At 40.6% G+C, this 26,254-nt stretch carries 29 protein-coding genes; 4 read left to right on the plus strand and 25 right to left on the minus strand.

Features of this window, described 5'->3' with window-relative positions; translation table 11 throughout:
- Window positions 1-167 precede the first annotated feature (167 nt).
- On the plus strand, window positions 168-632 hold the full coding sequence (locus B1202_RS02105) for a MarR family winged helix-turn-helix transcriptional regulator (RefSeq protein WP_078188915.1): 465 nt from the start codon (window positions 168-170) through the stop codon (window positions 630-632).
- A gap of 21 nt (window positions 633-653) precedes the next feature.
- Here B1202_RS02105 and B1202_RS02110 read toward each other — a convergent pair whose 3' ends face one another.
- Window positions 654-1,313 carry an SOS response-associated peptidase family protein gene (locus B1202_RS02110; RefSeq protein ID WP_078189216.1) on the minus strand — a complete coding sequence of 220 codons (660 nt, stop codon included), beginning with the start codon at window positions 1,311-1,313 and terminating at the stop codon, window positions 654-656.
- A gap of 38 nt (window positions 1,314-1,351) precedes the next feature.
- On the opposite strand from B1202_RS02110, the gene B1202_RS02115 reads away from it, so the two are divergent.
- Window positions 1,352-2,338, plus strand: a complete 987-nt coding sequence (locus B1202_RS02115) for a hypothetical protein (RefSeq protein ID WP_143221550.1) — start codon at window positions 1,352-1,354, stop codon at window positions 2,336-2,338.
- Between the two features lie 76 nt (window positions 2,339-2,414).
- On the opposite strand, the gene B1202_RS02120 is transcribed toward B1202_RS02115, so the two are convergent.
- The 5 genes from B1202_RS02120 to B1202_RS02140 form a co-directional block, all read right to left on the minus strand.
- Window positions 2,415-3,857: an aldehyde dehydrogenase family protein gene (locus B1202_RS02120; protein ID WP_078189217.1), complete on the minus strand. Its 1,443-nt coding sequence runs from the start codon at window positions 3,855-3,857 to the stop codon at window positions 2,415-2,417.
- A gap of 111 nt (window positions 3,858-3,968) precedes the next feature.
- Complete coding sequence (locus B1202_RS02125; RefSeq protein WP_078188919.1) at window positions 3,969-4,445, minus strand: hypothetical protein; 477 nt, start codon at window positions 4,443-4,445, stop codon at window positions 3,969-3,971.
- 88 nt (window positions 4,446-4,533) lie between these two features.
- Window positions 4,534-6,696: a malate synthase G gene (locus B1202_RS02130; RefSeq protein ID WP_078188921.1), complete on the minus strand. Its 2,163-nt coding sequence runs from the start codon at window positions 6,694-6,696 to the stop codon at window positions 4,534-4,536.
- Window positions 6,697-7,221: 525 nt separating this feature from the next.
- The gene (zapE, locus tag B1202_RS02135; RefSeq protein ID WP_078188923.1) at window positions 7,222-8,373 is read right to left on the minus strand and encodes a cell division protein ZapE; all 1,152 of its coding nucleotides are present in this window, start codon (window positions 8,371-8,373) and stop codon (window positions 7,222-7,224) included.
- Window positions 8,374-8,457: 84 nt separating this feature from the next.
- Entirely contained in the window at window positions 8,458-9,465 is a 1,008-nt protein-coding gene (locus tag B1202_RS02140; RefSeq protein ID WP_078188925.1) for an AraC family transcriptional regulator, read from the minus strand.
- 157 nt (window positions 9,466-9,622) lie between these two features.
- Here B1202_RS02140 and B1202_RS02145 point away from each other — a divergent pair, with 157 nt between their 5' ends.
- Window positions 9,623-11,152 (plus strand): flavin-containing monooxygenase, encoded by a 1,530-nt coding sequence (locus B1202_RS02145; protein WP_078189218.1) that lies wholly within the window; start codon window positions 9,623-9,625, stop codon window positions 11,150-11,152.
- A gap of 49 nt (window positions 11,153-11,201) precedes the next feature.
- Entirely contained in the window at window positions 11,202-12,110 is a 909-nt protein-coding gene (locus B1202_RS02150; protein WP_078188927.1) for a lysine exporter LysO family protein, read from the plus strand.
- Between the two features lie 78 nt (window positions 12,111-12,188).
- Here B1202_RS02150 and pyrF read toward each other — a convergent pair whose 3' ends face one another.
- From pyrF to kdsB, 19 genes are all read right to left on the minus strand, one after another.
- Window positions 12,189-12,869 carry an orotidine-5'-phosphate decarboxylase gene (pyrF, locus tag B1202_RS02155; protein WP_078188929.1) on the minus strand — a complete coding sequence of 227 codons (681 nt, stop codon included), beginning with the start codon at window positions 12,867-12,869 and terminating at the stop codon, window positions 12,189-12,191.
- Between the two features lie 240 nt (window positions 12,870-13,109).
- The gene (locus B1202_RS02160) at window positions 13,110-13,475 is read right to left on the minus strand and encodes a lipopolysaccharide assembly protein LapA domain-containing protein (protein WP_078188931.1); all 366 of its coding nucleotides are present in this window, start codon (window positions 13,473-13,475) and stop codon (window positions 13,110-13,112) included.
- A 24-nt stretch (window positions 13,476-13,499) separates the two neighbouring features.
- A complete protein-coding gene (locus B1202_RS02165; protein ID WP_067767464.1) occupies window positions 13,500-13,802 on the minus strand; it encodes an integration host factor subunit beta in 303 nt (100 codons plus the stop codon).
- A gap of 162 nt (window positions 13,803-13,964) precedes the next feature.
- The gene (gene rpsA / locus B1202_RS02170; protein WP_078188933.1) at window positions 13,965-15,644 is read right to left on the minus strand and encodes a 30S ribosomal protein S1; all 1,680 of its coding nucleotides are present in this window, start codon (window positions 15,642-15,644) and stop codon (window positions 13,965-13,967) included.
- Window positions 15,645-15,751: 107 nt separating this feature from the next.
- Window positions 15,752-16,435, minus strand: coding sequence for a (d)CMP kinase (cmk, locus tag B1202_RS02175; RefSeq protein ID WP_078188935.1), 684 nt, complete (start codon window positions 16,433-16,435; stop codon window positions 15,752-15,754).
- A 17-nt stretch (window positions 16,436-16,452) separates the two neighbouring features.
- Entirely contained in the window at window positions 16,453-16,884 is a 432-nt protein-coding gene (locus B1202_RS02180; RefSeq protein WP_078188937.1) for an SRPBCC family protein, read from the minus strand.
- A gap of 26 nt (window positions 16,885-16,910) precedes the next feature.
- Complete coding sequence (gene tadA, locus B1202_RS02185) at window positions 16,911-17,462, minus strand: tRNA adenosine(34) deaminase TadA (RefSeq protein WP_078188939.1); 552 nt, start codon at window positions 17,460-17,462, stop codon at window positions 16,911-16,913.
- 7 nt (window positions 17,463-17,469) lie between these two features.
- Entirely contained in the window at window positions 17,470-18,591 is a 1,122-nt protein-coding gene (locus B1202_RS02190; protein WP_078188941.1) for an enoyl-CoA hydratase/isomerase family protein, read from the minus strand.
- Window positions 18,588-19,301: a uracil-DNA glycosylase gene (ung, locus tag B1202_RS02195; RefSeq protein WP_078188942.1), complete on the minus strand. Its 714-nt coding sequence runs from the start codon at window positions 19,299-19,301 to the stop codon at window positions 18,588-18,590. Before ung ends, B1202_RS02190 begins: the two co-directional genes overlap by 4 nt.
- Window positions 19,302-19,337: 36 nt before the next feature.
- The gene (locus B1202_RS02200) at window positions 19,338-19,934 is read right to left on the minus strand and encodes a 6-pyruvoyl trahydropterin synthase family protein (RefSeq protein WP_078188944.1); all 597 of its coding nucleotides are present in this window, start codon (window positions 19,932-19,934) and stop codon (window positions 19,338-19,340) included.
- 130 nt (window positions 19,935-20,064) lie between these two features.
- Window positions 20,065-21,012 (minus strand): type II secretion system minor pseudopilin GspK, encoded by a 948-nt coding sequence (gspK, locus tag B1202_RS02205; protein ID WP_078188946.1) that lies wholly within the window; start codon window positions 21,010-21,012, stop codon window positions 20,065-20,067.
- Window positions 21,013-21,048: 36 nt separating this feature from the next.
- Window positions 21,049-21,678, minus strand: coding sequence for a type II secretion system minor pseudopilin GspJ (gene gspJ, locus B1202_RS02210; RefSeq protein WP_078189219.1), 630 nt, complete (start codon window positions 21,676-21,678; stop codon window positions 21,049-21,051).
- Between the two features lie 46 nt (window positions 21,679-21,724).
- Entirely contained in the window at window positions 21,725-22,117 is a 393-nt protein-coding gene (gene gspI, locus B1202_RS02215) for a type II secretion system minor pseudopilin GspI (RefSeq protein ID WP_078188947.1), read from the minus strand.
- Window positions 22,107-22,664, minus strand: coding sequence for a prepilin-type N-terminal cleavage/methylation domain-containing protein (locus tag B1202_RS02220; protein ID WP_078188948.1), 558 nt, complete (start codon window positions 22,662-22,664; stop codon window positions 22,107-22,109). The genes gspI and B1202_RS02220 overlap by 11 nt, the downstream gene beginning before the upstream one ends.
- A gap of 9 nt (window positions 22,665-22,673) precedes the next feature.
- Window positions 22,674-23,288: a TetR/AcrR family transcriptional regulator gene (locus B1202_RS02225; RefSeq protein WP_078188949.1), complete on the minus strand. Its 615-nt coding sequence runs from the start codon at window positions 23,286-23,288 to the stop codon at window positions 22,674-22,676.
- Between the two features lie 42 nt (window positions 23,289-23,330).
- On the minus strand, window positions 23,331-24,104 hold the full coding sequence (locus B1202_RS02230) for a TatD family hydrolase (RefSeq protein ID WP_078188950.1): 774 nt from the start codon (window positions 24,102-24,104) through the stop codon (window positions 23,331-23,333).
- A gap of 31 nt (window positions 24,105-24,135) precedes the next feature.
- On the minus strand, window positions 24,136-24,477 hold the full coding sequence (locus tag B1202_RS02235) for a PilZ domain-containing protein (protein WP_078188951.1): 342 nt from the start codon (window positions 24,475-24,477) through the stop codon (window positions 24,136-24,138).
- A gap of 16 nt (window positions 24,478-24,493) precedes the next feature.
- On the minus strand, window positions 24,494-25,477 hold the full coding sequence (locus B1202_RS02240) for a DNA polymerase III subunit delta' (protein WP_078189220.1): 984 nt from the start codon (window positions 25,475-25,477) through the stop codon (window positions 24,494-24,496).
- Between the two features lie 13 nt (window positions 25,478-25,490).
- Window positions 25,491-26,252, minus strand: coding sequence for a 3-deoxy-manno-octulosonate cytidylyltransferase (gene kdsB / locus B1202_RS02245; RefSeq protein ID WP_078188952.1), 762 nt, complete (start codon window positions 26,250-26,252; stop codon window positions 25,491-25,493).
- Window positions 26,253-26,254 lie beyond the last annotated feature (2 nt).

Below are 26,254 nucleotides of genomic sequence, written 5' to 3' on the forward strand. Positions count from 1 at the left end.
TTTAATCGTTTGGACAGAATATCAATATAATCTATTAAGATAATCTAAAAATGAGATATCTTCTACTTTCTATTTTTTTATTGTGAACTCTTGCTATTACCCTCTATTTTTCAATAGAATGTTAAAACATTAAATAAAATTAAAACAAATATTCAGGGGACTCCTTCATGACAAAAAAGTATTCAAAATTTTTACCATCCACCGATGACTTTAGTTTAGAAAATTTTCCTTTCTACTGGGTTACTCAGGTGCATTCACAATATGTTTTAAACGTCGACCATGCCTTAAAAAAGTATGGTGTTGATAATTCACGTCGTCGCATCCTGCTCGCACTCAAGTCTAAACCACATGCGAGCGTTTCGGATTTATCTGAAATGGTCGTGTCTAAAATGTCGACGACAACCAAGATCGTTTATCGCTTAAAAGATGAAGGCTTAGTAGATACCTATTCTTGTGAAGATGATGCGCGTATTACCCGCGTCGTGTTAACCGATAAAGGCATTGCTATGACTCAAAAGATTAACGATCTAACGAATGTCGTTCTAGAACAATCTTTTGAAGGCTTAACACCGCTACAAATTGAAAAAACCATGGAAAGCTTAAAGCATATCTTTAAAAACTTAGCGCGCTAAGCATTCTGCATCACCGAAATATCAATCGAAAAAGTTCAGTTGGGGACTGATTTTTTCGATTTTTATTTTGGGTGCGTGCGCACATTCAAATTCTTCAACAGGAAAACCCTGTACAAAACTTTGGATATTGGGTGATTTCCAACTTAGCCATTCCTCTAATCGCGCATGCGGAATCACAATGACCGAGCGCTTTACATTGCCCGGCTCATGAAAGTGTTTCATCATCTCATGCTGAATAGCATCCATCGTAATCATGGTACTTGAACGTACAATCTCGTCACCTTGCCGACAAATGTCATATAAGGCAGCGATATAAAACGCTTCTCCATCTTTGCGTTTAACGCTCCAACGCTGCGGTTTATTGTCGATATACATTGACTCATAAAACTCAGACACGGGAATTACACCAAATTTACATTTTGAGATTGCATTAATAAACGTAGGCTTTTGGTACAAAGTTTCATTGCGGGCATTATAGGTTTTTAGTGCAATTGATTTGTCTTCGGCCCATTTAGGCACCATGCCAAAACCCACTTTTCGCCACTCTAGCCCTTGCTCAGATTTAAAGAGCAATGGTAAATCATAATTTGGATAGACTTCCTCAGGATATTCAAAACTGATTTCAGGCAAGTTTTGAGACTTTAATTGCGCTAAGGTAATCGGTTTGAAATTGGCACACATATTTGCCATAATCCGCAAAAATTCAATCTTTATAATAAATGAAAAATCTAGACCGAAGTCGTTTTATCGTTTTAATTCTAAGTATGTGCCTGTATCCAACCGCACATGCCGCAAAAGTCTCTGTACATACCGTTTCATTTCTACCTTTTAGTCTCGACGCGCTCTATCTCAACGAATATCCATTTAAACAAGACCTAATCAATGAGACTGAGATTCCTGCAGGCAAGTACCGCATTCACTATAAGCATTTTCGCAATCAGCAAATGATCATTACACATCATTGGGTTACGGTCAAAAATCTTCCCAACACCCAAGAACAACAATTTTCATTGGTCATCTTGCCTCATGGTGAAGTGATTGATGTCTCAGACTTTAAAATCACATCTCCAGAGATGTTTCCTGAAATCCGTTTTGCAAAACGTGCTCAAAATAGTTATCGCTTGATGCAAAATAAGCAAAGACAAAGAGATCAGTTTGGCGTGATTCTTCCTGACGTAGATGAAGCCCACACGACAGAACTAGAAGAACAATTTGGCTGGTTTACGGTGAACTCAGATGAAGGCCGTGTCAGGACTAATTGTACAGGCACGTTTAAAATCAACCCTCAGGATGTGCTCCCCTATTTCACCACTGCAAATTCAGCTCTTCAGTTTAATTATCAACAAGGAAACCAAAAACATAACGCATACTTAGCGTTTAGTGATAACAATCCGCTTATTCCAATCGAAGATCGAAAAATTCATGAGGCAACGGATTACAAAAATGGCTTGAAGTTTGATGTATATATTCACCATATCCAAAAAATGAAAACCGAGACTATTTCTTCTAATTATTCAATCTACAATTATAAGGTGCAGGTCAAGCTGTATATGACGGCCTTGCAGCGTAAGCCTATGCTGTTGATGAATCAGCAAATGTATTATCAGGATAATTGTTCAAGTCAAGATATTGGCGCTTTTCTAAATTACAAAACACGTTGGAGCCGTTTTTGGGACTATATACTTCCGGATATTTCATGGAAATAAACTAGAAATGTCCTGCATAACAGAACCTGCAGTGAAGTCTATTGCACAAGATTAAATAGACTTCACTTTGCGTATTTTAAGCAGGGAAAGTTTGCCAATGGGTGCGGGTAAATTCCTCAAATATCCACTCACCATTAAAACGACCAAGGCCTGAATTACGCTCCCCTCCAAAGGGTGCATTAGAATGATCCGCCACACTGATGCCATTGATATGCGTCATGCCTATATCGAGTTTGGCAGCAAACTCTCCGCCACGCGCTAAGTTTGAGGTACATACCGCACTGGATAAACCAAATCGGGTTGAATTCGCCAATTTAAGTGCATGCGCTTCATCTCGCGCTTTTAAAATCGGCAAGATTGGCCCAAAGCTTTCTTCTAATGCAATATCAGCGTGTGCATCGACATGGGTGAAAATATGCGGTGCAACCAATTGACCTTCAATACCGCCTGCATAGGCTAAAATTGCATCTTGCTGAATGGCGTTTTGAATAATGGTTTTTAATTTATCGACCTGCGCCTTGTTGATGATGGGCCCTATGAGGGTTTCGGCAGCATTCGGATCACCGGCCACGATGCTTTTTACCCGTTTAATCAATGTTTCAACATAAGCATCATGTAAGGATTCATCCACAATCACTCGATTGGTACTCATGCAGATTTGCCCTTGATGTAAAAAACGCCCCATCACGGTCAGTTCAACGGCTAAATCTAAATCTGCATCATCTAAAATCACTAAAGGCGCATTGCCGCCAAGTTCCAGCGCTAAACGCTTAATCCTTGAACTTCCTAGCGCTTTCACCCCAACCTGTTGCCCCACTTCAGTTGAACCTGTAAATGAAATCATTTTAGGCACAGGATGCTCTACAAAATAGTCGCCAATTTCACTGCCACTGCCTGCAACGACATTTAATACGCCATGCGGCAAACCCGCTTCTTCAAATAATTTTCCGAGCAACGTTCCACCTGTCACAGGCGTGTCACTTGCAGGCTTCAGCACCACACTATTGCCACAAGCAATCGCCGTCACCACAGAGCGCATCGACAAATGAAATGGAAAATTCCACGGGCTAATCACCGCAATGACACCCAATGGTTTGCGCAGTACAAAACTCTTTCGGCTCGGGTCTTTACTCTCTAGCTGCGTGGTTTGCATTTTTTCAGGAAAACTCAACGATTCTTGGATAATGCCTAGCGCTGCATCAACTTCAATATTGGCTTTTAAACGTGTACTACCAGATTCATCAATCAGCCATTGAATAATTTCTTCTCTGCGCTGCTGAATGGTTTGGGTTAATTTAGTGATGACTTGCTGACGTACTTCAATGGACTTGGTCACTTCTGATTTGAAAGCAGCTTCTGCCGCACTATAAGCGCTGTCTACATCGACACTGCTGGCTGCCTGCAATTCAAAAATCTCTGCTTGGCTAAAAGGATTGATATTCTTGATGTGACGCGTTGAAGTCCCTGCTCGCCACTGTCCACCAATATATTGCAAATCTAATGCGGTATATGCTGACATCGTTTCCATCCCATTTTTATCATTCATTCCAATGTAAAGGCTTCAGCATTGAAAAGCTATGAGAAAAACAGGAAGAAACTTATTCCATAATTTATTGTACATCGCTACAACCTAAACAGGATGATTAATCTGCTGCATGGCTTTATAGATTCGCCAATAAATATAACAGCTAATAATGACTTCAAAACTCAGGTCTTTAACTGTAGTGAGTTGTTCAAGTGCAGCCTCCTCCATGTTTAGGGTCAACATAGGTAACAGCCCTTCGACAACAACAGCGATCACGATAAAGAGGACTAAACTCTGAATCGTTACGGGCAAATACAATGCAATAAAGCGCTTTAAAAAATCTCGGCCTTGCTCGCCGCCATTGGCTTTAAATATGGCATTCACCCAGCTAATCAGTAGACCAACTTGTAAAACAAACGAAGCCCAAGCTTCTGTAGGTTTGGATTCCGGGGTTAAGGTCAGTGCTAAGTAGCTAAAGAAAATCAATATTGAGCTGGCAATATAGTAGTTTTTATAATGGGTTTCAGAGACTTTATTCAATCGTATATCATCCACCAACCGATTTACATTCCATAAATACATGGAGTTTCCTTTTCATTTTTTATGTCGACATTCTAACTTTCTCAAGCAATAAAAAAAGCCTCCGAAGAGGCTTTTTTTGATTTACAGATTAGTCACCTGTATAACCTTTTAATTTTAAACGGTAAGCATGTAATAGAGGCTCTGTATAACCAGAAGGTTGCTCGCCCCCTTTGAATACTAAGTCATACGCAGCTTTGTATGCATAGCCATCAAAGCTTGGTGCCATTGGCGTGTAAAGTGGATCGTTGGCATTTTGCTCATCCACAACTTTCGCCATGCGCTTAAATACCTCTTCAACTTGCTCAGCAGTTACAATACCGTGACGTAACCAGTTCGCAACGTGTTGAGAAGAAATACGTAAAGTTGCACGGTCTTCCATCAAACCAACGTTGTTGATGTCTAGAACTTTTGAACAACCTACACCCAAATCAACCCAACGAACCACATAACCCAAGATACCTTGAAGGTTATTTTCGAGTTCTTTGGTTTTCTCTTCTTCAGACCAGTTTGTATCTGTCGCTAAAGGCGGTGTTAACAAGTCATCTAAAGAAAGCGGCTGAGTATTCAACAACTCTTTTTGACGCTCAGAAACATTGCACTGATGGTAATGGATCGCGTGAATTACAGCGCCAGATGGAGACGGAACCCATGCACAGCTCGCGCCAGCTTCTGGATGCTCAATCTTAGTTTTGTACATATCAAGTAACATATCTGGTTTTGGCCACATGCCTTTACCGATTTGCGCTTTACCACGTAAGCCTGCTTGAAGACCGATCATCACGTTACGGTTTTCATATGCAGGGAACCAGATTTGAGACTTCACTTCGCCTTTACGAACGAATGGACCTGCTTCCATGAAAGTATGGATTTCATCACCCGTACGGTCCATGAAACCTGTATTAATAAAGATCGTACGATCTTTCGCTTGCGCGATACAGTTTTTCAAGTTCACAGAAGTACGACGTTCTTCGTCCATGATACCGATTTTCAAAGTCTTCTCAGGTAAACCAAGCGCTTGTTCAGCACGCTCAAATAATTCAACTGCAAATGCAACTTCTTCTGGACCGTGCATTTTTGGTTTAACGATGTACATAGAACCCTTACGAGAGTTCTTGTTTTCGTTTTCGCCTTTGATGTCTGCAAACGTCAATAACGGTGTGATCAATGCATCCATGATGCCTTCGTAGATTTCAGCACCATCTACAAGGATCGCAGGGTTTGTCATCAAATGACCTACGTTACGAAGTAACATCAATGAACGACCGTGAAGTGTAGTTTCACCACCGATCAAGTTTTTGTGCGTACGGTCTTTGTTCAATGTACGAGTAACAGTTTTACCATTTTTCTCGATAGACTCAGAAAGTGTACCTTTCATTAAGCCTAACCAGTTACGGTAGCCTTCAACTTTCTCTTCAGCATCAACTGCAGCAATTGAGTCTTCCAAGTCTTGAATGGTGGTTACCGCAGCTTCAAGAACTAAGTCCTTAACGCCAGCAGCATCTGTTGAACCAATTGGGCTCGTCGCATCAACTTCAATGATTACATGTAAACCATTGTTTAAAAGTACGATTTCAGTTGGTGCAGCTTCATCACCATTAAAACCAACAAACTGAGCTTCTTTCGCCAAAGTTGCAGTTGAACCGTCTTTTAGGCTTACAACTAACTTTTTGCCTTCTACCGCATATTTAGTTGCATCTGCATGCGAACCATTAGCTAGCGGGAAAGTTTCATTTAAGAAGTTTTTAGCAAATTCGATAACTTTTGCGCCACGAGCTGGGTTATAGCCCTTACCTTTTTCCGCGCCGCCTTCTTCAGAGATCACGTCAAAACCGTAAAGCGCATCGTAGAGTGAACCCCAACGTGCGTTCGCAGCGTTTAAGCAGTAACGTGCATTACGCACAGGTACTACCAATTGCGCACCAGCCAATAATGCGATTTCTTCGTCTACATTTTCTGTGCTGATTTGGAAATCTTCTACTTCTGGTAATAAGTAGCCAATTTCAGTAAGGAAAGCTTTGTAAGCTTCGAGTTCAAATTTGTTGTTGCGGTGCCATTCATCAATCTTCGCTTGAATGTCGTCACGCTTAGCCAATAGTGCTTTGTTCTTTGGGCTAAGATCGACAACGACTTGTTCAAAGTTTTTCCAGTAAGTTTCACTGTCTAAACCTGAACCCGGTAGTGCTTCATTTTCGATGAAATCGTAAAGTTCTTTAGCAATCGCTAACTTGCCTTTTTGAATACGTGCAGTCATTGTCTTTCCTGATATTGCTATTTTTTATAACAAGAGATTCTAGTATACCCATTTATACTTTGCTGAATAGTACTATCACATTCCTAAATAATGATCATTTTCTATGTAATGAAATACCCTCATCATTCAACATAATAAAGATCAGAAATACGACGTCATCATCAGCCTGAATACCTTTTTACAGTGTATAAAGTTTTTGAAATGTCGAAATTAGACTTAAGTGCAGAATTTTGTTCTAAAACTGAACAAATAGACCCAAGCGTCAAACAAACTCACTCGATTAAGCCATGAATTGCTGCCAATGTCGATGCTACAACTTCAACCAATCAGTTTAAATTTAACGCTTTTATCGATGAATTATTATTCAGCCTAGCTTCTTATTTAATGATGCTTTTATCTTGAGACTTGGCTTTAACTTTTATTGTTCGTTCCACAGCTTTTCTTAATTTATACATGTTATCTAAAACAAAAAATCAAAAAAAAGAACGCCATCAAGACGTTCTTTTTTCATTTCAACAAAAACGCTTAATTTTCTGCGGTAGATTCTGGTGCATTGATTTGACGATGAGATGTATGTAGATATTCATCAGATTGCATTTCCAATAAGCGCGAACGTGTACGCTCAATTTCAAATGCCAATTTTTCACCTTGATATAATTCAATAATCGTATCTTCTGAAGTAAGCAACAACTTCACCCCACGGTCATAAAATTCATCGACCAAGTAGATAAAACGACGTGTCCCTTCAGACAAATAATCCGTCATGTGCGGCACATTACTCACCAAGACCGTATTATAAATATTGGCAATTTCAATAAAGTCCGCTGGGCTACGTGGTTTTAGGCAAAGTTCAGAATATTCACACCACAACACATCTTCCGTATGACCAATGTTTTCCACAATACGCTGATTAATAATAATTGGCTCTTGTGAAACCGTTTGGGTTTGCGTTAATGCTGTAAAACGCTGTGCCATCCACAACTTATGTTCATGTGTTAACGGCGACTTAAACAACTGTGCTTGTTTCAGCACACGTAAACGATAATCTACGCCTGAATCTACGTTTAAAATCACACAGTTCTTTTTCACCATTTCAATGGTTGGGATAAAGCGGTCACGATGGATCCCGTTTTTATACAAACCATCTGGTGCAATGTTAGATGTTGCAACAAGGGTGATGCCACGCGTAAATAATTTTTGGAATAGATCGCTCAAAATCATCGCATCTGTGACATTGGATACAAAGAATTCATCAAAGCAGATCACGACCGCTTCTTTATAAATTTGGTCGGCAACTAGGTCGAGTGGATTACGTTGACCTGAAAGCTTATTTAATTCACGGTGTACGTACTGCATAAAGTGATGAAAATGCATCCGTGTTTTGCGTCGAAATGGCACAGAGTCATAAAACTGATCCATCAGCCAAGTTTTACCACGTCCTACACCGCCCCACATATACACCCCTTTCGGTGCAGTTTGACGACGGAAACGACGAAACGCTTTTTTAGAAGCCTTAAAACGTTGGATTAATTCTTGCCAAACTCGATCCAACTCATGCACTGCTTGCGCCTGTTCCTGATCTGGTAAAAACTGACCAGATGCTAAGGCTTGAGCATAACGCTCAGCCGGTGAAATCGGAGTAAATGCGGTGTTGTGTGGTGACTGAAAATCTGACATATCATTAAATACTTTTTGGGGCTAAATGAATTATAACGAAGAATAAACTCGAAGATATAACACTTTGGCAGTAAAGCGCATTGGCTATTTATTATATTGTCTCGGACTATGCCCAAACCAACGTTTAAACGCATGATTAAACGCCGCAGGTTCTGAATAGCCCAGCAATTCTGCAATCATTTCAATTGAATATTCATTATATTCAATCATACGGAGTGCTTTATCTTTAATAATATCTTCACGAATTTGCTTATAACTGGTATTTAACTGTTGCAATTGATGACGTAAAGTTCTTTCTGGCAAGTTCAACGCTTGAGCAGTTGCTGCCATACTTGGCATCGCACCACTTTGTAATTCCAAATAATCTTGAACACGCTGAACCAATGATGGCGCATTTTCATCGGCGCTTAAACGCTCTAACTCTGCGATACATTTCGACTCATATAATCGAAAAGTAATAATATCTGCAGATGGAATACGAATATCTAAAACATCCTCATCAAACCAAAACGCTGCAAATGGCGCGCCAAAGCGAACTTGTGGGCCATAATAATCGGTGAACATTTTTAATTTTTCAGGATCTTTGGGTTCAGCAAATGGCAAATCAATTTGAACTTGCGGTGTAGATAGCCCCATCATTTTGTACAGATCACGGATGAATTTATACGTTCCTGAAATCTCTGACTGTGCCAATAATGCACCCAGTGGTGCATACACATCTTGGGGTTGATAACATAAGGCCACTTTATGCTGACTGATTTGCAAACTCAAACGCCCAGTTAGATGCGTCAACTGTTGAAAGCGAATCCCCTGATTTAAAGCTTGGCGTAAAGTATCACTGGTGACCAATAACATCAGCAAAGGGCCATAACCCGCCAACGTATAATGCTGACCAATAAATAACCCTTGCTCAGGTTCTACATCTTTACCAATGACTTTCAGTACATCCCACTCCAAACTTGGATGAATCACTGAAGTAGGATCGAGTGCATCAACACGCAGCCCAATGGTTTGCAAACGTTGATCGACATCTACGCCTGCTTTACGCATTCCTTGTACTAAATACATCAGGCTTAGAATGGATCGTTTCATAAATCGTAAAATGACATTAAATTTCTTCTTTTTTACTACAAATTTGCAATTATGAACATTGCCGTTTCGATCAATTTTTCTGTCACCTCAATCATATTGTTCTGATCATGAACTCAAGTATGCTTAGCTTGTAATCTCGCTTGGAATTAAAAAAATGATGCAGGAAGCGCAAACAAAAACAGTGCAAACCCCAAAAGCCAATTCTGAAACACATACACAAATCGCCATCATCGGCGGTGGTTTTGGTGGTATTGCTATGGCGATACGACTTTTACAACAAGGCAATCAAGATTTTCTGATCCTCGAAAAAGCCAATGATTTTGGTGGTACCTGGCGTGAAAACCGCTACCCTGGCGCTGCGTGTGATGTGCAATCACATATGTATTCACTTTCTTTTGCACCCAAAACAGATTGGTCAAAACGTTATGCTGAAGCGCCGGAAATATTTGACTATATCCAACATGTCACCCGTGAATATAATTTAAAACAATTCTGTCGCTTTAACAGTGAAGTGCTTTCAAGCCAATACAATGAATCAACCTGTGACTGGCATTTAGAACTTAAAGATGGCGTTAAAATTACCGCTCAATACGTGATTTTTGCATCTGGCCCGTTACATGTCCCACAAATTCCACATATTCCAGGCATTGAAAAATTTAAGGGTAAAGTGTTCCATTCTTCGCAATGGGATCATCAATATCCATTAGAAGGTAAAAAAGTCGCATCTATTGGTACAGGCGGCAGTGCCATCCAATACATTCCTGAAATCGCACCACAAACAAAACAACTGTATGTTTTTCAACGTACCGCGGCTTGGGTCATTCCACGAGATGAGCGTAGTTATCATGGTTTAGAAAAATCACTATTTAAAAAATATGATTGGTTTCGAAAAATTCACCGCGCTCGACTGTATTGGACCAACGAATCACGTGTCGTGCCCATTGTTAAACCGACCACCATGAAGTATGCGCAAAAACTGGCAGAACTGTATATTAAGTATCAAGTGAAAGATGCTGAACTTGCCAAGAAACTAACCCCAAACTACATCATGGGTTGTAAACGCATTTTAATTTCTAATAAATACTTTCCAACCTTTAATCGACCTAATGTGGAATTGGTCAGTGATGCAATACAAGAAATCACTGAAAATGCCATTATTACCAAAGATGGAAAATCCCGTGAAATCGATTGTCTAATCTATGGCACAGGCTTTATTACCGATCCAAGAATTTATTTAAAATCATTTGAATGTATTGGTGAAAATGCTCAAGAACTCAAACAAGTCTGGCAAGCTGGCGCAGAAAGCTTTTATGGCATTTGCACCAAAGGCTTTCCAAATTTGTTCCAATTATTAGGCCCCAATACCGTACTTGCCCATAATTCAGTGGTATTTATGATTGAGGCACAAGTCGATTACATCTTACAAATGATGCAATTGGTTTCAAAATCTAATGTTCAAGCCATCGCTGTCAAAGATCAGGTGCAAGATCAATTTAACACTCATGTACAAGACATGCTTGATGGTACGGTATGGCAATCAGGCTGCGTGAGTTGGTATCAGCAAAATGGCGGTAAAAATTTTGCACTGTGGCCAACTTATACATGGAAATATTGGCTGGCTACTCGAAAAATAAATCCAGCCGATTTTCGACTCCTCAGTAAAACAAAATCTAGTCATGCAGCTTAAGCAATAACAAGTCATAATAGGCAGGTATTCATTATCTGCCTATTTTTGTATGCAATCTTTCTGGTTGATTTTCCAGCTCTTGGCCTGTTTAGGGCTTGGTTTTATTCTTGCACGTCGCCTACCCACTTGGCTTGAAAAAATCGCCTTTAAACTTCTGCCGTATTTTACTTATATTTTGTTATTTGCGATTGCAATCGAATTTTCTGAAACATTACACACCATTCCAGCACCACTGCAAATCCTCTCTTCATCAGTACTTATTGCACTATTGACCTCAATGGGTGCTTTTATTTGCTGCTACATTTTGTTTAAGCTTTTAGGCTATAAACCCAGTCATGGCAAAGTGTCCATGCAGTTAGTGACAAGCTCACTCATCAATATTAGCTATGCTTTTATTGCATTAGGTTTAGGTTATGCTTTTGCTGAAATGGCAGCACATTTTAGTCTTCAGCCACATATTAGTACTTGGGATCTACTTTTAGTCTTTATGTTTCTGATTGGTCTAGATCTCGCCTATTCACCGCTCGATCGCTCTTGGTTAAATTGGAAAATTCTACTTGTTCCACTCGGTTGTATCGTCGGTTCACTTTTGGGCGCTTTTGCTGCAGCATACCTATTGCCACAAATCAGCTTGAAAGATTTGATTATGCTGTCACAAGGATATGGTTTCTATTCGATGACAGGCATTGTCGTGACTGAATTAAAAAATGCGCATCTAGGCAGTATCGCGCTGATGAATGATTTATTCAGAGAAATTTTTGCGATTGTATTTATGTATATTATTGGCTGGCGTTACCCACGCTCTGCAATTTCATCTGCGGGTGCAACAGCTATGGATGTCACACTACCGATGGTCAAACAAGCCTGTGGTAATGATTTTATTCCACATGCCATGGTCAGTGGCTTTATCCTTTCTGTACTCGCACCTATATTGGTAAGTATATTGGCGGCTATCTAACCCCCTCACCTAAATCCTCTCCCAAAGAGAGAGGACTTTCTCTCTCCCTTTGGGAGAGAGTTAGAGAGAGGGTAAATATTAAAGTGTCGCCAAAATATCTTTTAAAGTTTGACGCATATTGTCCGATTTAGTAATTGGACGGCCAATCACCAAATGTGTAGAACCATCAAGCATGGCTTGTTTAGGCGTCACAATTCGTTTTTGATCATCAGCAGCAGAACCTGCAGGACGGATACCCGGTGTCACTAAAGCAAAGTCAGCACCCAAAGTTTCACGCAGCATTTTCGCTTCTTGAGCCGAACACACCACACCATCTAAGCCACTTTCTTTAGTTAAAGTCGCAAGACGCTTCACATGTTCAAAGGGTTCAACATCTAAACCTAAATCCGCAAGATCTTCACGGCCCATCGAGGTCAAAACTGTAACAGCAATCAGCTGAGTATTGTAATTGCCCGCTTTTAAGCGCTCTACACAGGTTTCCATCATTTTACGGCCACCTGATGCATGGACATTGACCATCCACACACCCATATCCGCAGCTGCACAAACTGCTTGCGCTGTGGTGTTTGGAATATCATGGAATTTAAGATCTAGAAATACTTCAAAACCTTTATCATGCAATGCCTTAACGACACTTGGACCCTCATGGGTAAATAACTCTTTACCAACCTTAACTCGACATAATGCAGGATCTAACTGTTCTGCAATTGTAAGTGCGTCATATTGGCTTTTAGCATCTAATGCAACGATGATACTCAAGAGACTTACCCTTCATTTTGACTAAATTAGTGCATTATAGATGGATTCAACTTGATCAGAAAGTCATAAAACTCATGTTATTTGAAATGATTAATTTGAATTGAGCTATCTCATTATTTTATTTGAGATAAGCGTTTTATTTTTTCAGCCCATAAAAAAACACCCCGATGATCCACCGGAGTGTTAAATATAAAATTTAAATCTACTCATAAAAGTAGTTAATTTACTTCTAAAACCCAATTATAACGGGTTAGAAGGACGCTCATTCGCATCAATATCTAAAACTGTCTTTTCATGACGCGTATGTGCAGCCGCTTCAGCAGCAGCCAGTTGAGCAGTTTGAATTTGCTCTTTACGTAGGCGGTCAATATCTTTACGTAGACGTTTAATTTCCCAGTTATTTTGAAATACTCGGAATACTTGCACTGCCAATAAAAGACCTAACACCAAACCTAATGACAAGGTTAATAGCAATAAAAGCCCTAAACGCATTGCAGGCACTTGTGTAAACAACAAATCGACTGAAAGTTCAGTTCCGTTTTGCAGAACCAAAGCCAATGAGTATCCAAATAGGACCAGTAGAATTACGACCAATACGTAACGCATAAACACCCCTAACAATGTTTTGAATTAGTTTGCAGATTCGTTTACCGCATCACGTAAAGCTTTACCAGGTTTAAAGTGCGGTACAGCTTTTGCTGCAACTTCAACTGATTTACCTGTTTTTGGGTTACGACCCACACGTGGTTCACGGTGATGTAATGCAAAACTACCAAAACCACGGATTTCAATTCGGTTGTCTGTAGACAAAGCTTCGATCATTTGATCGATCATTATCTTAACGGCCTCTTCCACTAAGGGTTCAGCTAAGTGTGGGTTTTTAAGAGAAATACGCTCTATTAAGTCAGACTTATTAAGTGCTTCAGTAGTCATCTGCGACCTCTTTAATTATCAAGCTACCTAGGATCAGTTTCCTGATAATAACCTGTTTAAATACAAAACGGTAGCGTAATAATCACTTACTACGCTACCGTTACAGTAATTGTGTAAAATATATTAATTAATTTACATTAACAATACAATTCAAACACTTACTTAGTGGTTCATTTGAGCTTTGATCAAATCACCAATAGTCTTAGGACCATTGTCTGAAGTTGCTGTAGCTGTCTTGTTCAAGTTAGCTACTGCTTCTTTTTCTTCAGCTTCGTCTTTCGCTTTGATAGACAAGTTGATAGAACGTGATTTGCGGTCTACGTTGATGATTTTAGCTTCAACTTCTTGACCAACTTCAAGGAACTTAGTTGCATCTTCAACGCGGTCGCGGTTGATTTCAGATGCTTTAAGAGTCGCTTCAACTTCGTCAGCTAACTTAACAGTAGCGCCTTTAGCGTCAACTGCAGTTACAGTACCTTTAACAAGCGCACCGCGTTCGTTAGCTGCTAAGAAATCGTTGAACGGATCGCTGTTCATTTGTTTGATGCCAAGGCTGATACGGTTGCCTTCAGCGTCTACTGAAAGGATAACCGCTTCAACTGTGTCACCTTTCTTGTAACGACGGATAGCTTCTTCGCCTTGTTCGTTCCAAGAAATGTCAGACAAGTGAACTAGACCATCGATACCGCCTGGTAAACCGATGAAGATACCGAAGTCAGTGATTGACTTGATAGTACCTGAAACTTTTTCACCTTTGTCGTGTTCTTTAGCAAACTCTTCCCATGGGTTAGCACGAGTTTGTTTGATACCAAGAGAAATACGACGACGCTCTTCATCAACTTCAAGAACCATAACGTCAACTTCGTCACCGATCTGAACAACTTTAGATGGGTGGATGTTTTTGTTAGTGTGGTCCATTTCTGAAACGTGTACTAAGCCTTCAACGCCTTCAGCGATTTCAGCGAAGCAACCGTAGTCAGTTAAGTTAGTTACACGAGCTTTAACGATAGAACCTTTAGGGTAACGGTTCATGATCGCTAACCATGGATCTTCGCCTAATTGTTTAAGGCCTAAAGATACGCGGTTACGTTCGCGGTCGAATTTAAGTACTTTAACAGTAACTTCTTGACCAACTTCAACAACTTCTGAAGGGTGCTTGATACGTTTCCAAGCCATGTCAGTGATGTGAAGAAGACCATCAATACCGCCAAGGTCAACGAACGCGCCGTAGTCAGTAAGATTTTTGATAGTACCAGTAACTGTTTGACCTTCTTCAAGCTGAGCAAGAAGAGCTTCACGGTCAGCTGAAGATTCAGCTTCCATAACAGCACGACGAGATACAACAACGTTGTTACGTTTAGCATCAAGTTTGATTACTTTAAATTCTAACTCTTTACCTTCTAAGTGAGTAGTATCACGAATAGGACGAGTATCAACTAAAGAACCTGGAAGGAACGCACGAACTGGACCGATGTCAACAGTGAAACCGCCTTTAACCTTACCAGAGATAACACCAGTAACGATTTCGCCGTCTTCAAAGATTTTTTCAAGTTTAGTCCAAGTTTCAGCACGTTTAGCTTTTTCACGTGATAAAACTGTTTGACCCATACCGTTGTCAAGAGCTTCAACAACTACGTCAACAGTGTCGCCAACTTGAACTTCAAGTTCACGTTGTTCATTTAAGAATTCAGCGCGGTCAACAATACCTTCTGATTTAAGGCCAGTGTCAACTGTTACCCAGTCAGAGTCGATATTTACTACAACGCCTTGGATGACAGCACCCTTTTCAACGTTGAGGTTTAATTCGCTTTCTTCAAAGAGGGCTGCAAAAGATTCGGTCATGATATACCTAGTAAAGTCAGCGGTCTTGGATCAGACAAGGCCGGTTTAATTAAGCGTCTACATAGTCCGTATAAGACTGATCAAGCTATGCTTCTGCTGAAAATTCTTTAGTTTGCTAATTGCTGATCGATGTAATTCGTCATCAGCGTGAATACTTCATCAATACTCAAAGTTGAACTATCAATGAAATAAGCATCTGGCGCAGGCTTGAGTGGAGCGACTGTGCGTTCCATATCTCGCTTATCACGCGCTTCGATATTAGCTAAAATGTCGTTTATTTTAACATCCACGCCCATAGCCTGCAACTGATTTACACGGCGCTCCGCACGGGACTGAGCAGAAGCCGTTAAATAAATCTTGGCTTGAGCATTTGGAAAAATCGTTGTTGCCATATCACGGCCATCTGCAACCAAACCAGGAGCTTGGGCAAAGGCATGCTGACGTTCCAAAAGCGCAGCTCTAAGTGCAGGAATTGCAGCAACTTTTGAAGCAAACTCTCCAACTCTCTCAGTACGGATAACTTTTGAGACATCTTCACCATCTAAAAGCACCGAAACACCTGCTTCATTTGTCACAAATTGTATGTCTAAATTTGTTGCAATTTTTACGCATTCATCGAGCTTAGAGTCTAATGCATCAATTAAGTCTTGCTTATGCAATGACAATCCCAACAGACGATATAACGCACCTGAGTCGAGTAAGTGGAACTGATAATGTGCCGCAATTTTTGCTGCCAATGTTCCTTTACCTGAGCCACTTGGGCCATCAATTGTAATGATTTGAACTGTCATTGCTCTTCCACTTTTGTTTATACGGTTTTTGCAAGTTTTGAAAAACCAATTTTAATCGCTGACTTCAGTTGCGCAAGGATTAATTGACTAACGAATGGCGCACGCGCCTGTAATTCAATCGTATAAGTGACTAAAGTACGCGCAGCATCAATCGCTTCGAATTGAATCACACCCAAATGGTGTTTCACCAATGGGTTTTTAATAATTTTATATTCAATGCGTTGGTTTGGCTCAAGCAAGGTAATTTGCTCTTGTAAAGGCTTCACCGGCCCAAAGCCCATACGACGTACAGAACCTACACCATCAGGACGTTCAGGATCTGCTGAATCTTTAACACGCACCACTTGAATCGGCGCAAAAGCCACGTTATAGGTCGAATGTTTTGAAAGTAAGTCAAAAACCTGCTCGACCGGTGCATTAAATTCTTTTTTTACTTGAATGGATTTCATGTTGTACCCTATTTTATTTGACAATATTAATTGTCAGTAGAGTTTACTTGATTTTTTAAATTAAGTTCAGTCAAAGTGGCTTTTTCCTGTAACTTCATCAGTCGTTTTTGTTCACGACGCATTTTAAAAAAATCACTTAATTGTTGGGAGCATTGCTCTTGTAGGCAACCATGCTCAAACTCAAAGATATGGTTATAGTAGCCTGAATTTAATAATTGACGCGAACTGACCAAAGAACCTGCTTTAGGCTCAGTCGTCGCAAATACCACACGCTTAATTCTCGAATGTACCAAAGCGCCCACGCACATTGTGCATGGCTCCAAAGTCACATATAAGGTTGCGTCGTCGGGTAAACGGTAATTATCGATATTTAAACAAGCTTGACGCAAAGCTTGTACTTCCGCATGTGCGGTGGGATCTTTCAGAGAAATCGGCGCATTAAACCCTGCACCTATGACTTGATTTTGACTCACAATGACTGCACCTACAGGAATTTCCTGCAATTCTGCGGCTTGTGCAGCCTGCTCGAAAGCAAGCTGCATCCAATGTTCATCACTATATAAGTTTGGTTCAGACATCAATTAATTAAATTACACCATACTGTCTTAACAGTGCATTCCAACTGTCAATATTGGTTACAGGAGGCTCATCAGCCAGAATTCCTTTGAGGGAAAGATCTGTACCTTTTTTCCATTCTGGAGACAGGTCTTTATCGACTAGACGGGCGCGCACACCTTCAACAAAGTCCGCATGACGAATTTTCCAATCCGAAATTTGGGTTTCCAGTTCAAACACTTCATTCCAAGAATGCACTTGCTTGCCCCACTGCCACAACAACCATGTTAATGCTGCTGTTGCAGGTGAACCTTTTTGTAGATTTTCACTGGCTTGGCGTAACCAATCACTGCGCGCATCGCTTAAGCCAATAATTGATTCATAGTCATGTTCAAAATTATGCCCACGGCACACACTTTGAATTACATCCAATGAATTTTGTAATGGCCCCGGCCCCACTGGACGATGCATACTATTTAAAGTGTCATCAATGGCACGAAAATCGCCCGCTGGATAATGATCCCAATCAATATTGATGACAGTTTCAAGTACGTTATCACGCTGTGCATCACAAATGTGCGTTGCCCAGCCGATACCATAAGCACCTGCTGCGGTCATGATTGAGCCAGTTAGTCCCGTAAACAAACCAATGGCACCACGATCAGCCAAGAAACGTGTCGCACCGACATCTGGATACAAACCAATATTAATCTCAGGCATTGCTAAACGTGAATAAGGTGTCACCAAACGGAAAGGTGCGGCCATAAACAGACCTAATCCACCACCCATGACATAACCTTCGCCCCAAACCAAAATCGGCTTTGCATAGTTATGCAGCAGCAAATCTAAGGCATATTCTTGTTCAAAGAATTTATTCGCCGTTTCAACTTCATCATTGACCACCAATTGTCGCAATTTGCGTACATCGCCACCTGCACAAAATGCTTTCGGTGTAGTGGAATCTAACCAAATCGCTTTTACTGCATCGTCGTGTTGAAAGTCCTGAAAGACTTCAAGCAACGCTGTACAGATAGATTCATCTAATGCATGAAGCGATTTTGGGCGATTCAGGCGAACAATGCGCCAGCCCTTTTTCGCTTCTTCAACAATCAGATCTGGGTGATAATTTTTTGAAACGGGAGAATAAGTCATGCGTCCAGCTGCCAGTCTATTGGCTCAATGCCATTTTGTTTAAGATAATTATTACTTTTTGAGAACACCTTACAACCAAAAAAACCACCGCGGTTTGCAGCCAAAGGAGATGGATGCGCGGCTTTTAGCACCAAGTGCTTATTTTGGTCAATGCGTTGTCCCTTACGCTGTGCATATGCCCCCCATAAAATAAAGACGATATGCTCACGTTGTTCATTTAAAACATCAATCACATGGTCTGTAAAATCTTCCCAGCCACGTTTTTGATGTGAAGTTGGTTGCCCAGCCTCAACAGTCAGTACCGCATTTAAAAGCAAAACACCTTGTTCTGCCCAGCGTGTTAAGTCCCCATGTTTTGACACAGGTACCCCAAGGTCGGTATTTAACTCATGGAAAATATTACGTAAAGAAGGTGGTAATGCAACCCCCTTTTGTACCGAAAAACTCAAGCCATGTGCCTGATTTGGCCCATGATACGGGTCTTGGCCTAAAATCACCACCTTTACATTCGCCATAGGTGTCGTATTTAAGGCATTAAAAATCAGCGGATTCGGAGGATAAATCACTTTATCCTGTTTCATTTGTTGTAGCAGAAAGTCTTTTAACTCATCCATGCGGGGACTAAGCAAAAAATCACTTAGGCCATATTTCCAGCTAGCATCAAGCTGCACTTTAGCGAGTTTTGCTTGTTGCTCTTCTGTTAAAGACATCACTGTTAACCAATCCTAATAAAACCAAATATTTACTTAAATTTTAACTTGTAAATCAACTGCAGGGTTTAAAAATTTTTGACCCTGTTTTAATTTTTCATACATTTGGGTATCGTCCCATTCCGATTGAACCTGTTCGGAAAACACGATTTGATCTAACTGCAACAGCCCCATTTGTGCATTATCGATATCTTCTAAGAAGCTTTGCGCATAGCCTGTGTCTGTCTCATGTACGATCACAGAATACACCTCAACATCACCCTCACCATTTTGAGTTTCAGTTGATTTTAGAACTTGTTGTGCCAAGTAAAAGAAGATTCGTGAAAACTGCTCTGCTGAAGGCGAAACGGGTAGTTCAACCCAACGTGCGCTGAACTGTTTGCAGGCACGAATGTACTCGGCATCATCATGTTGCCAAAAACAAATCGCGTGATCAAAACTGTCAAATAAGTCTTTAATTACCCCTTTGAGCAAACCAAAATCGTAAACCATTTGTCCATGGTCAAGTTTCGACGCTTTGAGTAATAGTTCGACTTTATAACTGTGTCCGTGAATGGAACGTTTGCAACGGTCTGACGTGCAATTACGCACGATATGCGCGTTTTCAAACTTAAATAACTTACGAATTAACATATGTCGTAATGCAATCAAATAATCTATGGGTTCTCAGAGATTATAATGCAAAAGTCTAACAAGAGGCATTAATTTTGCTGTTCAGCACAATTGGGAAAAGGCATCATGAAAATTTAGCGATCTTTAAGACCTAAAATGGTGCCATACTGCGAAAAGCCACATATACATCTTTATCTTTTCGGACTAACTCACTGGTAAATTGACGCTTTCTTTCATTTAAATTAATTTCAATTTGCGCTTTAAAATAGTTCGACTGCACACCCAATTGTGAGTTTAAAACTTCTCGATTTTCTGTGCTCACCTGTGCAAATGGCTCCATTACCCATAAATCATTGATATTTTCGAAATGTTCAAATTTGGCTGCTTTTTGTTGCAAAGCTTGCTCGACTGCATTGACATCTAAACGATCATCCATAGTCGCTAACAAAAATGCAGGAGCGGTATTAATGTTTACCGTTGTTTCATGCGAGGGCAAGCTACTCACATAGGGCGCAATCAGTTTATATTGAGCACCTTCAAAACCACGGACTGATTTCAGTTCTTCCACACTATGGAATTTTGCGTTAGGTGGTAGTGCTGCATTATTTAAACCACGATAGTACGCCAGCTCTGCTCCCATCGGGCCAGAGGTCTCGTCATCTTCATCTTGCCAGTCAATCACGGCTTGGCTTAATTCTGCGGGCAGACCAACACGCTGCAATATTTTTTCAAACCATAATTTTGCTTTGTCATTTACCACCCCCTCTTCTGAAACCAAACTATTGAGGTTAAATTTTCCAGATTCGTCTTGGAGCACACCTGCAACAGTTCCACCTTCCACTGGAAAGGCTGGCATAGGCTGAGCCCAATTTTCTTGAAGGTGATCCACCTGCCCTGCATTTTCGGCATCATTTACCAAAAGCTCAGCAAAAAATGCTTCGGCACTTTTCGCATATAACATCGATTGATTTTGGCGCATCACGTAGGCGGTGTTTTCAGAAGTATTGGCTTGTTGTTTTGCTATGCCTGCCGCTACAATGGTTGCCAAAGCCACCATCATCAGGATCGTTAATAAAGCGATGCCGCGTTGCTGTTTCATAAGCAACTCCAAACTTCAAATAACCCTACCTGACCGTTAACCATTTTTATTTTTATCCAATAAAAAATCAGTATTTAACAAACTGAATAACCATTCGTAGTTTGTCCCATCAACTGTGAGCTGCATCCTGATCCCCCGCGGTAACAGTTGTATGGTTTTTTCATTATTCAAATCTGCGGCGGCATCTGGCCAATTCTCTAACTCATTTGGATTGAGTACCGTGATTTTAAATTGTTCAACATTATCCAGTAATACACTCGAATCTGGTTGATCATGCCCTGTTTGGTTGAGATTTTTAAATTTTAGCCGATACAATTTTTTTTCATCAGCTTTGTATTGATATTCCACTCGCTCATCAGGTGCAATGCCCTGATTTAAGGGGTCAGTGACACCAGTCTTACTGAAATTAAATCGGCCATTTTGCAACACCAACGCTGGTTGAATATCTCCATTAATATTGGCAGTTAATGGCACAGCTTGCACTGTGTCTCTGAGTATTTGCTGATGGGCATCTTGCAACTGACTGAGCCTTACTTCATGGGTTGCGTTTCGTTCTTTCACTTTCGAGACATAATCAAAGACCTTCCAACCCAATGCAGACAGCACTGCAAAAATGGCAATCGCAACCAAAAGTTCAACTAAGGTAAATCCTGCTTGATTCTTCATTCCTTGCTGCATAAGCACAGGCATATCTTGAGATGTACGTTTTTTTCTAGTTATTATTTTCATCCAACGGAGCCTTATAGTTAAAGAACACTAAACTGCTAATCCCTGCTTCAACATCCCCAGTTTCAGCATTCATCAAACTCACTTGGATATCTATACGTTGTACATTTGGACTAATGGTGGCTTGGGCTTTTTTGTCAATTTGCCATTGTTCGCCTTGTTCAGTGACTTGTTTAGATGCAGTACCTGTCATCCATTCACGATTGATTTCCATCTTAGCGATTTCATTCAGCGCGACGAATTGTGCCTTATTTCTTAAAATTGCATGTGCTGTAGACTGTGTATATTGCATCGCAACATTAGACAAAGCCATTGCCGCCGTCGCAAAAATCGCCAATGCCACCATAACTTCAAGTAGCGTAAACCCTTTAGCCCGCATTAACTTTCCCTAAATGATCGATTTCGATTTCATTACCTATGGGACGTTCTTCAAAATAAAACTGTATACGCACAGGCTTTACCTCACCATTACCCAACCAAATCAACTTAGGTGCATTGGTATTTAACAAATCATCATTATTGGCATTTTCATACTGCTGATCTAAAGGCTGAATCGTAAAAGAGACATTTTCAGGTAATACTCGGGTTTCAAAATCTTTATAGTTTTGCCATTTATTATTCTGATTTAAAATACTATTTTCTACACGTTTTTGTTCTGGTAAATATTCTTGTACCGCATAGCTTTGCGTGTTGACATCCGCTCCAGCTTTTTGCTGTAAGGCCAATATCAAAGCTTGATCATTTGCATCGCGTAAAATTCGCTTCAGATCCATCACAAACACTTCACGTGCTTGCATGGCTTTGCGTTGATCTGTCCCACCGATATTCAAAAGCACCAATGAGGCCATGATGCCCATAATCACAATCACCACCATCAATTCTACGAGGGTGAAGCCACGAACCGATGATGGTGATGCTATTTTCATAAGCAGCCTTTAAGCGAATTGAGCAACCGCATGCACTTGTTTTGGTAAGGCCAAGGCTTGATCAATATAAGCAACCCGCAAGGTGTCTCTTGAACCCAAATAACGCTGATAAAAACTTGAGTTCAAAATTGCTGCAGCACCATGTGTAAGTGACCAAATCGAAGCAAGATAATCACGTACTGGCATGCTACTTTGAATCGACTCCAAATAACGCTCAGTCATACGAATGATCAATCTTAGACGCTGTTTGCGTACCTGATATAGTTCACTAAACAAGTGCTGAATACCCACACCCGTTGTCGATAAACGCTCTTCAATTTGGTGAAACAACACTGTACGTTCTGGGTGATGTAAGTGATGCAACATAAAGAAAGCAAGGTGTTCAGGAAAAGCTTTGTCGGTGTCTTTAATCATTTCCAATAACATGCGTTCATTACGAATAATGAGCAACATATACAGTTCATCTTTACTTTGGAAATGTTTATATAACGTCCCTTTTGCCAAGTCGAGTTCTGCCGCTAGCGTATCTAGTGTCATCCCTGCTTCGCCATTTTCCAATAGCAGTTGCTCTGCCACTTGGAAAATTAATGCTTCTCTTGCTCTAAACTGAGCTTGACGATCCATCTTCACCCTATACTCTCTTACTCTTATATCAATTCAAATTATTTACTTAAGATTGAGGAGATTTTCAAAGTTTTGCATTGTAATGAAAGCCATCTCTTCAATTGACTTATCATATACATCACTTAAGGCTTTGGCTACATAGGGAACGTATTTTGGTTCATTAGACTTTCCTCTATAGGGCATCGGTGCAAGGTATGGGCTATCTGTTTCAATGAGCACGCGATCCAATGGTACTTGCTTGGCCACATCACGCAAATCTTGTGCATTTTTAAAAGAAACAATGCCTGAAAATGACACGTAATAACCACAATCTAAGACAGCTTTTGCCGTTTCCCAATCTTCAGTAAAGCAATGCAAAATACCGTGAGTAGATTTCTCTGCACGGATAATATCAACCGTATCATGCTTTGCAGAACGGGTATGTACAACCACCGGTTTTTTTACGGCTTGCGATGCGTGAAGATGGCGGGCAAAGCATTCTTTTTGCTCTGCAATAAAGTCTGTACTATGAAAATAGTCCAGCCCTGTTTCACCTATCGCCCAAACCTTTTCAGGTTGTGCTAATTCAATGAGATATTCTTCTGTTGCCCGAGCCATCGTTGCAGGATCTTCACATGGGTGTACCCCAACGGAATAACCTACATCAGCATGACGTGCGGCAATTTTTGAAAGTTCGATATGGTCATCTAGATCAACCGAGATACTCATAAATTTTGAGACCCCGGCTTGACGAGCCTGATCCAATGCAAGATCTAAATTACCCTCATAAGGGCTTAGGTCGAGCATGGTTAAATGGCAATGGGTATCTACAAACACAATATGTACCTACAAGTCTTCACTGTTGTAACTACATAGTGTAACTTCTACGCCCCTCAGATTTAAGCCCTGCAAGTAAACGTTCTGCTTCTGATTTGAAATAAACGCCTTTTTCGCCGCCTAATTGAATCCCAAAGCCTTGTGGTTTAATACCATTTTGCTTTTGCGAAATCCAAATTACTTTTCCTGTCAAAGGAATTTTTATACTTTGTTCAGGCAAAGTCGCCAATAAGAAAACCTCATCACCCATTTTCACAGCTTGCTTTGATGGTACAAATAGACCGCCACCAACAACATAAGGCATATAGCTCGCAAAAAGTGTTTCCACATCTGGAATATTAGCGTGAACGATCCCGCCCATACGTGGTTGCATGATGTTTCCCCCTTAATTAAACATTCATCAGTTTGATGCAAAGCTCATCTACGACCAGATTCCCCTGTACGTTCTGCTCGATGAACCGCTTAGACTGCTGTAATTCTGTATAAATCCCAAAGAGTGTTTCGAGCGAATATTGCTCTGCCAACACTCCAAAATCCAAATCTATATTTTTTATGGATTGATTTAGCTTGACACAAATTATATCGGACAACAAGTATTCAAACATTTGACTAAAATCACTAAAACTCAGTGCTTTATTCCACTTGGTCGCAATTGCCATCGGCATGTTTTTTTGTGTCACAAGTTTTTGCCAATCTTGTAGAAACTCTTGGCGCATATTTAGCCATTCGCTACTTGCCAATGAAATCGCTTGTAATGGCATTTGACTGGCTAAGTTCATGAGAACTTTGCGCTGAGTTTCACCACTATCGGGCAAATGCTGCTGTAAATAAAGTTGTGATTGTTCTGGTTCGATACGATCCAATGCATAGTGCTGCATTCGACTGCGAATGGTTGCCGGCAATTTCAAATAATGCTCTGCCAATAACATAATCACAATCCGCTCGCCCGGCTCTTCCAGTGTTTTCAGCAATGCATTTGATGATGCAATGTTTAATGCTTCAGCAGGCTCAATCAACACAACTCGCCAACCGTCTACGGTTTGCTGTACAAAGGGCAATAAATCACGAATTTTTTCGATTTTAATTTTGGCATTTTGCTTTTTATTGTCTTCATCTGTACTGATGTGGACAAAATTTGGATGTGTATCTGACTTTAACCACTGGCAACTCCCACACTCACCACATGGCTCAGTTCGCTCATCACGTTTTTGACACAGCACCCATGCAAGAAATTGTTTTGCAAATGCCTCTTTACCACAGCCTTTTTTGCCATACAAAAGCACGCCATGTCCCAGTTGTGGAAAACGGCTGGTTAATGTATTCCATGTATTTTGCTGCCAAGGGCAAACTTGCGCCACAATTTCATTTTGCATAAATCGTTTAACCTTATTCGAAGTTTGAAACATCCATTTGGTTCAAACGATCAAGGTCAGCTTGCGTATCTACGCCCGGTGGAAGGTTCGCTTCTGCCACAGCAATGGCAATACGGTGACCATTTTCCAAAACACGTAATTGTTCAAGGCTTTCTAATTTTTCAAGCACACCCATATCCCAAGTAACATATTCTTGCAGGAGTTTTACCCGGTATGCATAAAGGCCTAAATGACGAAAGGCTTGATCATGCAAGGTTTGTTCAGCTTGCTTTGCACCATCACGGTCATACGGAATAGTCGCACGGCTAAAATACAGCGCTTGATTGTGCTTTGACATTACCACTTTGACGATACTGTCACGTTGAAACTCATCTAGACTATGAATCGGCTCGCAGAGTGTCGACATTGAACATGTCGGCTGATCTACAAGTAATTGTGCAACTTGTTTTACCAATTGAGCGGGAAGCAAAGGTTCATCACCTTGCACATTGACAATAATGTCATCACTCGCCCAACCTTTGATGCGTGCAACTTCACTTAAACGATCTGTCCCAGATGGATGCTCTGCAGAGGTCAATACCACATCAACCCCTTCCGCACGACATACTGCTGCAATACGCTCATCATCTGTAGCGACACAGAGGTCATCGAACCCTGCAACTTTTTTGGCTTGATCGACTACACGTAAAATCATCGGACGGCCGTGAATTTCAAGCAATGGCTTACCTGGTAAACGTGAACTTGAAAAACGTGCAGGAATAACAATATGTTTCATAA

The organism is Acinetobacter amyesii, from assembly GCF_002018365.1.
Taxonomy (GTDB): Bacteria; Pseudomonadota; Gammaproteobacteria; order Pseudomonadales; family Moraxellaceae; genus Acinetobacter; species Acinetobacter amyesii.